Genomic DNA, 6,244 nt, shown 5'->3' with positions numbered 1-6,244 from the left:
AAAAGTACCAATCTTATCTCCCTTTTTAACAAAGTCGCCTTGGTAAGCGCTCTTTTCTAAAACGACGTAGTTTTCTTTAGATTGAAATTTACAACGTTCTAAATTTTTTTTTGCGAGTTCTAGGTTGCTTGTTGCAATTAAAATATTAGCTTTAGCTATTTCTAATTGAGGCTTTCGCAACATTAATGATTCTTGTAGTTTTAAATTAGGGCTGTCTTTTTTAGGTCTAACCCTTTTGTATTCACTTTTCGAAAAGCGTTGCTCACCGAGCTCAAGCTTTAAGTTAGCTTCTGCTACTTTAAGCTCTCCCAATCGAGCTTGTAGCTGGTTTTTATAGTCCTCATCATCAATATGATAAATAGTTTCACTCCTATTTACTCGACTACCAACTTCAAAATTATTATTAAGGAATAAAATTTCACCTTCGACTTGTGCAAATAAAGTTAGAATATTTGGTGTTTCTATTCGGCCATAAGCTTGATAACTGGGTGTAAATTCTTGAGGTTTAGCCTTTAATATATTGACTACTAAAGCTTTGTTATTACTGGATGATAAAGGCAGTTTTGGAGGTGTTGCCAAAATAATTAATGCACAAATTGCTACGCTAAAAGTAATAAGAACAGTGATTATTTTCACTTTATTGACTTGCATTTCTAGTCCCTAATTTTATTGAGAAGGAAGTTGTTTTTTCTTTCGTTAGAATTTTTAGTAAATACAAACCTATTAGCTAAAAGGTAGTTACTTACCAAACCGGCCATAATTCCTAAGCAAAAAGCGAAGTGAATTAAGAAAAGCTCTTTGGCTATCCAAAAAACTATTAAATTGATTACGCCAGATAAATGAGCTGCGAACATGTGCTTACTCCATTGTTTTACAGCGCTTTCATAAGCCTGGTTATTGAAGGTGTAAACTCTATTACCTAACCATGTTGTGCTAGCTGCTAGCCAAAATGCTATTGCGCGTGCGGTTATAATTGAATCGATATGATTTACTAAAATAAAAAAAATAAAACTATCAACAATGAACCCTGCACCTCCTACAAAACAAAATTTTTTTAGTTGCTGCATTATTAAGCATTAAATAATTAATCGTAGAGCCATTATTAATTAGAAGATGTCTATAAATTGTCTTGATGCATTGACTTTTTATAGACTCAGGTTGTTTTAAGCTTGCTTTGTAAAATTATTGGAGAGCTTAATGAAACTGGTCGAACACCCTAAGTCTGTTAATGAAGATATAACGCTGAGCATCATAGTGCCTGTTTATAACGAGCAAGAAATGCTGCCTATCTTTAATCACCACCTATCGAAAGCTCTAAGCTTGTTATTAAACGAGCATGTGGAAGTCATTTATATTAATGATGGAAGTACTGACGATAGCTGGAATGCAATGTCAAATTTAACCAATCATTATGCCGATATTGAATGCATTAACTTAAGTCGTAACTTTGGTAAAGAAGCCGCGATGACCGCTGGTATAGATAATGCTAGAGGTGAAGCTATTATTTTATTGGATGCTGATTTACAAGATCCACCTGAACTTATTCCTAAAATGCTAAATGCATGGAAACAAGGTTTTGATGTTGTAAATATGAAACGGTCATCCCGCTTAGGTGAGTCACGCTTAAAACGTTGGAGCGCTCACATTTATTACAGGTTACTTGACCATTTATCTGAGGTTCCATTACAAAAGGACGTAGGTGATTTTAGGCTATTAAGTAGAAGAGTTGTTGATGATATAAAGAAATTATCAGAAAGAAGCCGCTATATGAAAGGAATTCTTTCATGGCCAGGATATAAGCAAACAACAATTAGTTTTGAGCGTCCTGAACGCGTTGCAGGAGAGACAAAGTGGTCTTTCTTTCAGCTGGTAAAGTTAGGCCTATCTGGCATTACAGCTTTTAGTGTAAAGCCTTTACAAATATCGACCTGGGTCGGCACTTTAATATCTACATCCGCATTTTTTTATGGCTTATGGGTTGTTGCCAAGACTCTATTCTTTGGAGAAACCGTTGCGGGTTACCCTTCGATAATGTTGACCCAGTTATTCTTAGGGGGAGTTCAACTGATAGCTATAGGCGTCTTAGGTGAATATATTGGACGTATTTATGCTGAGACCAAAGGGCGTCCTATATATTTAATAATGGATAAACAAAGCCAAAAGAGTCAGAACGGCATGGTGAAAAAACATGGCTGATAAAATAAATTCTACAGTATATTGGGCTTTAGCAATTATTATTTCCTTGATCGCTATAAGGCTTGTCTCACTAGGACTTTTCCCTCTCTACGATACAACTGAGGCTAGGTATGGGGAAATGGCTCGTATCATGGTAGAAACTCGTAACTGGGTTACCCCTCAGTTTGATTACGACGTGCCATTTTGGGGGAAACCTCCAATTCAAACCTGGCTGAGTGCCATTAGTTTTAATTTTTTAGGTATAAATGAGTTTACTGCTCGTTTACCTCACTTATTGTGTGGTTTATTAACCTGTTACTTGGTCTTTCGATTCACATTATCCCTGACGAATTTAAGTAAAAGTGTTTTATCTATATTGGTGCTAGTTTCTAGCTTAGGGTTTATCGTTGCTATTGGCATGGTTATGACGGATAGTGCTTTGCTTCTTGCTTATACCCTTGCAATGTTTAGCTATTGGCAATGCTATGCTCAAAAAAACCAACTTTATGGCTATTTATTTTTTGTCTCTTTAGCGCTCGGTATGCTAATTAAAGGACCTGTTGCTGTCGTGCTTATAGGGATTTCACTCGTTGTTTGGAGCGCTTGGCAAGGCTGCTTTAAAGTAGCTATAAGACGCTTGCCTTGGGTAAGTGGGATGTTCGTTTTTTTAGGTCTAACTTTACCTTGGTACATTCTAGCCGAAATACGTACTCCGGGCTTTTTAGAATATTTTATAGTTGGTGAACATATTCAGCGATTCCTTGTATCTGGATGGGAAGGCGATCTTTATGGCACAGCGCACGTTAAACCTAGAGGTACAATTTGGTTTTATTGGTTACTGTGCGCAAGCCCTTGGTCATTTTTAGCTTTAGGACTACTATTCAAAAAAGAAAATATTAAAAAAGCACTTAGAAAAGAACCCGACCAGCCAAATATAAATAAGTACCTTATTTGTTGGGTGATTTCGCCACTATTACTATTTACTTTAGCTGGTAATGTGTTGCCAATCTATGTGCTACCTGGTTTTAGTGCATTAGCTATACTGATAGCCTTAAACATAAAATTTACTAAGCTATGCAATTACTTGGCTTTATTTACGGTTTTAACCTTAATAGCTATGTTAAGTGCACTGCTAAAGGGTGCATGGGAGCACAAAAGCGAACATAAGCTACTCGAATTACATCAAAAATCGTTTAAAGAAGCCCCTTTGTATTATTGGAATAAACGCCCATTTAGTGGACAGTTTTATTCAAATGGTAGAGCTAAACAAATAAATGAAAAAGCATATTTACGAGACTTAGTTAACAGTAGTGGAAAAATATATATTGCTATAAAGCAGGACGAGTTTATTATTTTTAAAGATTTATTTGACGCTCATTGTGTTGTTGAAGAAAAATCCACTGTACGTTACCTATTAGTATGCAACGATAAATTTGCAAATAAGGTGTCTATTGAAAATTCTACTGATTGAAGATTGTCATACTGTTGCCGAAGTTATATTTGATTACTTTGAAGGTTCAGAGTTTGAATTAGACTTTGCAGCGACAGGCACGTTAGGTCTTGCATTAGCTCAGTCAAACAACTTTGACTGTATTATTTTAGATATAATGCTTCCCGGTATTGATGGTATAACAGTATGTCATCGGCTTAGAGCTGAAGGATATGATACTCCTATCATAATGCTTACGGCCAGAGATACCGATAGTGACATGTTACAAGGGCTCAAAATAGGAGCTGATGACTATATAGTCAAACCTTTTAATTTAGAACTTTTGGAAGCTAGAATAATAAATGCTGTTCGAAGGAGTTCAGGAAATGGCTTTGCAAAAACAGTTATTTTCGGTCCTGTTACAATTAATCTCAAAACTTGTCAGGTCTGGAGAGAAGGGAGTGAAATCAAACTGACCCCAACTTGTTTCAAAATTATGAAGCTTTTAATAACTAAAGCACCCAATGTAGTTTCTAGGCAAGAGATAGAGGATAGTATTTGGGGAGATGAGCTACCTGATAAAGACATACTTAGAAAACACATATACCAATTGAGACTCAAAATCGATAAGCCTTATGACAAAGATGTTATAGAAACTATACCTAAAACAGGATACAGATTGAGTGAGTGTAATGTTTAAAAGTAAACCAATTAGTCAAATAATTATAAAAGTATATCTATTGGGCGCTTTGATATTATTAGCCTTTTATGGATGCTTATTTTATTACACGGTGTTGTACACTGAAAATCAAGCCAGTGAACAGCGTTTGGCACTAAAAGCTCCCTATCACCTAAAACTTTTTCAAAAAAGCGAAAATACAAAAATAAAAATAGATCCGATATTAACAATCTATAATACGTATGAAATTTTACCAAAAAAAATTAAAGATAAAATTAACGTCGACTGGCTGGGTATCCAAAGTATTCATTTTGATGACGACAGTGAATTCACTGTATTTGCGCAAAAAATAAAAATTAATAATGATGAAATTACTGCTTATGCCATTGAGGATGTCGACCAAATAGAGTGGGACGATACATACTTTGCAATTTTCCAAATTATGATACTTTCTTCAGGTGTGATTTTATTCATTGGCTCTGCATTTTTTATTATTAAAATGGCAAAGCGGATAAGCTCTCCGTTTTCAGAGTTAGCTGAAATGCTTGAATATGATTCACATGAAGTTAGTAAACCTTTATCTGTTAATGGAAAATTATCTTTTGAGTTAGAAATGATGCTTGCTAGCATTAATAGCTATCGTAAGCGAATATATTCTGCATTTATTAGGGAGCAAACTTTTACTAGGTATATTAGTCATGAACTACGTACTCCTATGACGGTGATTCGAGGCGGTGTAAGTGTTTTAAGACGAGCAAATAATGATAAGACTACAAAGCAATTAACTAGAATAGATGATGCTGTAATAGAAATGGAGCAGTTAACTCATATTTTCCTATTACTTGCTAGAGACGAAGTTTCAAATACCAGTAACGTTTCAATATCAGACACGTTTATCGACAAAATAGTTAAGAACTTTTCCCCTACTATCAAAGCAAATCAAGTAAATTTCCATTATGACATACAGAATGAATTTTCATTACATGCGCACCCATTACTATTTTCAGCAGTAGTATGTAACTTATTAAAAAATGCTATTAATTGCAGTATTGAAGGTAGTGTAAATTTATTTATTTCTGAACAAAGAATAGATGTTATTGATGATGGATTAGGCCTAAATGAACAACCTCGCGGCTATGAAGGGTTTGGTATAGGCCTCAAAATTGTTCAAGATATATGTGAAAAATACCAGTGGACATTTAACATATCAAATAATATGGAAAAGGGCTGCACCGCTTCAGTGATTTTTAAAACTTAGGGGATTAAATTTATGCTAATCCACCCTCATAGCTTAGTTCTTAAGGAACACAGATCGTGTGACTTCCTATTTTAAAACGGCACATGTCATTATTTTTTTCAATGGATTGCCGCTTACAATTTACCGCTAGTAGCTTAAGTACACGGTGTACCTTACGATTACACTGTGTTTGCTCTATGCAATCCAGAATATCATCCAGCCAAAGATAACTGCACTTACTCGCTCTAAATGTCGAGATCGCACACTTAAATATCGTCGCTGCACTATGGCAGATAAACCGCTTGATAAGTGTTTGCAGTATGCTCAGCCAAACCAGCGATTCTGCAATGTGTGGGTCTCTTGTGATGAATCCCTTAAGGTTATTCCATGACTTTAGCTCTTTGAAAAGTAACTCGATTTGCCAACGAGTCGCGTATATATCGAGTAACTCATCAAAGTTAAACTGTGTTTCTTTTAAATTAGTAACAAGGAAAACAGGGCGTTTTTCATCGGGTAGATAAATAAGCCTGTACTCGGGTCCATTTTTCTTCCAGCGTACTGTTAACTCAAGTGGCTGACTAGCACGCTTTTTGAGCAATGTTTTGAGTTTAATATGCTTTTCTTTAAGCTCTACGCCCGCGCAATAAGCAGATGTGACGGTTGGGTTGATGTTTTTATTCGCTCTAACCAAAAAGTAGCCGCCATCTTGAGATACTTGCTCAAA

General features: G+C 35.5%; 7 protein-coding genes. 4 read left to right on the top strand and 3 right to left on the bottom strand.

The window, feature by feature from the left end; translation table 11 throughout:
* Positions 1-651, bottom strand: a 651-nt coding sequence (locus tag H5232_RS21790; protein WP_182831505.1) for an efflux RND transporter periplasmic adaptor subunit, incomplete at its 3' end; no start/stop codon positions are given.
* Between the two features lie 2 nt (positions 652-653).
* Positions 654-1,067: a GtrA family protein gene (locus tag H5232_RS21785; RefSeq protein ID WP_182719601.1), complete on the bottom strand. Its 414-nt coding sequence runs from the start codon at positions 1,065-1,067 to the stop codon at positions 654-656.
* A gap of 130 nt (positions 1,068-1,197) precedes the next feature.
* Here H5232_RS21785 and H5232_RS21780 point away from each other — a divergent pair, with 130 nt between their 5' ends.
* From H5232_RS21780 to H5232_RS21765, 4 genes are read left to right on the top strand one after another with little or no spacing between them, the layout of a single operon-like run.
* The gene (locus H5232_RS21780) at positions 1,198-2,196 is read left to right on the top strand and encodes a glycosyltransferase family 2 protein (RefSeq protein WP_182719600.1); all 999 of its coding nucleotides are present in this window, start codon (positions 1,198-1,200) and stop codon (positions 2,194-2,196) included.
* Positions 2,189-3,646, top strand: a complete 1,458-nt coding sequence (locus H5232_RS21775; protein WP_182719599.1) for a glycosyltransferase family 39 protein — start codon at positions 2,189-2,191, stop codon at positions 3,644-3,646. Before H5232_RS21780 ends, H5232_RS21775 begins: the two co-directional genes overlap by 8 nt.
* Complete coding sequence (locus H5232_RS21770; RefSeq protein WP_182719598.1) at positions 3,627-4,304, top strand: response regulator transcription factor; 678 nt, start codon at positions 3,627-3,629, stop codon at positions 4,302-4,304. Before H5232_RS21775 ends, H5232_RS21770 begins: the two co-directional genes overlap by 20 nt.
* A complete protein-coding gene (locus H5232_RS21765; RefSeq protein WP_182719597.1) occupies positions 4,297-5,541 on the top strand; it encodes a HAMP domain-containing sensor histidine kinase in 1,245 nt (414 codons plus the stop codon). The genes H5232_RS21770 and H5232_RS21765 overlap by 8 nt, the downstream gene beginning before the upstream one ends.
* Positions 5,542-5,581: 40 nt before the next feature.
* On the opposite strand, the gene H5232_RS21760 is transcribed toward H5232_RS21765, so the two are convergent.
* Positions 5,582-6,244, bottom strand: a 663-nt coding sequence (locus H5232_RS21760; protein ID WP_182831504.1) for a transposase, incomplete at its 5' end; no start/stop codon positions are given.

The organism is Pseudoalteromonas sp. SG41-5 (assembly GCF_014164495.1).
Taxonomy (GTDB): domain Bacteria; phylum Pseudomonadota; class Gammaproteobacteria; order Enterobacterales; family Alteromonadaceae; genus Pseudoalteromonas; species Pseudoalteromonas rhizosphaerae.
This window is presented reverse-complemented; position numbering and strand designations above follow the sequence as displayed.